General features: G+C 64.8%; 2 protein-coding genes. Both read left to right on the forward strand.

What is annotated here, in order from left to right; all coding sequences use genetic code 11:
* Positions 1-337: 337 nt before the first annotated feature.
* Positions 338-1,588: a gephyrin-like molybdotransferase Glp gene (gene glp, locus AX750_RS13240; protein ID WP_066735387.1), complete on the forward strand. Its 1,251-nt coding sequence runs from the start codon at positions 338-340 to the stop codon at positions 1,586-1,588.
* Between the two features lie 14 nt (positions 1,589-1,602).
* A partial coding sequence (locus tag AX750_RS13245) for a radical SAM protein (protein ID WP_156462459.1) occupies positions 1,603-2,272 on the forward strand: 670 nt, incomplete at its 3' end.

The following is a 2,272-nucleotide window of genomic DNA, read 5'->3' on the forward strand; positions in this document are numbered from 1 at the left end:
ACCCGCTCGTCGACTGACCCGCGGCAAGGGCCTGCAGCTGTCGACCGCGCTCGATGTGACACCACTCTGGCGACGCTCGCCAAGCTGGTCATGCCCTTTCGGAAGGAGGGTGACCTTACTCGTTGAGCATGTCTCTGGAGTTTGACTTCCATCAACGACGCTCGCAGCGAACTCGGGAATTTTAGCCTCAGGTCCAATGCGTCGGCCGCAGCGGGACCAATCAGCGGTATCGATGTCGAGCGACTGCCGGGGCACTCGTGACGATCCGGGCACTGCCCCGGAACAATGTGCCTAAGAGCGGTGCATCGATGAAGCCGCTCGTGCGAAGGGAGACCCCATGGACGCCGTCGTCGACCAGGTATCCCGCGACTCGCTCATGTCCATCGCTGAGGCCTGCGCCGCGGCGATCGCGTGCGCCCCGCCGCTTTTGCCGGGCGAAACCGTAAGGCTGGACGAGTCTGCTGGACGGATTCTCGCCGAGACCTTCGTGGCGCGCATGGCTTCGCCTCCCTTCACTCAATCGGCGATGGACGGCTATGCCCTGGCCGCGGCTTCAGGCCTGTCTGAAGGCACGCGACTCAAGATCGTGGATCGTGTGCCCGCCGGGCGTTGTGGCCGACGTTTATCGGCCGGGGAGGCCGCCCGCATTTTCACGGGCGCTCCGATGCCGGAGGGCGCGGACGCCGTCGTGATGCAGGAGCATGTCGAACGAGACGATTCATCGATTGTCCTGACGCGCCAAATGACTGCCGGCGACAACGTCCGGCATCAGGGCGAGGATATTGAGCCGCTCGAACCACTCCTAAAGCCCGGCATCAGGCTTGATTCTCGCCATGTCGCCATGCTCGCCGCTCAGGGCGCGGAAACCGTTGCTGTCAGGTCCAGGCTGCGCATAGCCGTTTTTTCCACCGGTGATGAGTTGCAGGATGTGGGCGCCATGCTGAGTGGCGCAGCGATCTATGACTCGAACCGCCCCATGCTGCGGTCGCTGATCGGTCAAGCGGGGCACCATGCGATCGACGGCGGCCGGGCAGCGGATTCGTGTTCGGAGATCGCAGAACGGCTGCAGATGCTCTCGGAGCATTCTGATCTCGTGATCAGCACGGGAGGGGCGTCGGTCGGCGAAGAGGACCATAGCCTTGCGGCCCTAAGACATGCCGGAGGCAGCGGCAGGGTGCTGAAGATCGCCCTCAAACCAGCCAAACCGGCAATCGTGGGCAGGATCGGCCAGGCTGCGTATCTGGGGCTCCCCGGGAATCCGGTTGCAAGCCTCGTGTCCTGGCTCATCCTGGGACAGGCCATGGTGGGCGCTCTGCAGGGACGGCCTCATCGTCCACACATTGGCTATCCGTTGGCCATAGCGGCGGGGTTTGCGCGGCGCCCCGGTCGTACGGAATTCGTCCCTGCGCGGCTCGTGGCCAACAAGGGACAGGAGATCAGGGCGGAGATCATCGGCAAGGGTGGTGCAGCACAGCTTCGCCCTCTCGCCCTCGCAGACGGGCTCGCCGAGATCGCCGCCGAATGCGGAGACCTCCGTCCTGGCGATTTGATCCGGTTTCACCCGTTCTCTGGTGCTTTTCAGGGCTGAGGATTCCCTAAGCCATGCGGTTTGACCCCATCGCGCCGCTGGCGCGGCCTGTGCTGACCGATCCGTTCGGCCGCGACATCTCCTATCTGCGGATTTCGGTGACAGATCGCTGCGATTTCCGCTGCGTCTACTGCATGTCCGAGGACATGACCTTCCTGCCAAAGCGGGATCTGCTGACGCTGGAGGAAATCGACCGCCTGGCCTCGGCCTTCGTCGCGCGGGGCACGCGCAAGCTGCGCCTGACCGGCGGCGAGCCGCTGGTGCGGCGCGATGTGATGAGCCTGTTCCGCTCGCTCTCGCGGCACCTCACCTCCGGCGCGCTGGAGGAGCTGACGCTGACCACGAACGGCTCCCTGCTCGATCGCTATGCGCAGGAAATGGCCGATTACGGCGTGCGCCGGATCAACGTCTCGCTCGACACGCTCGATCCGGACAAGTTCCGGAAGATCACGCGCTGGGGCGATCTCGACAAGGTGCTCGGCGGCATCGAGGCGGCGCGCAAGGCCGGGATGCGGGTCAAGATCAATGCGGTGGCGCTGAAGGGCGTCAACGAGGACGAGATCGAGAGCCTGATGGTTTGGGCGCATGGTCTCGGCATGGACCTGACGCTGATCGAGGTGATGCCGCTGGGCGAGATCGAGCCGGGCCGCATCGACCAGTTCCTGCCGCTCTCGGTGGTGCGGG

Source organism: Methylobacterium sp. CCH7-A2 (genome assembly GCF_001557075.1).
GTDB lineage: Bacteria > Pseudomonadota > Alphaproteobacteria > Rhizobiales > Beijerinckiaceae > Allobosea > Allobosea massiliensis.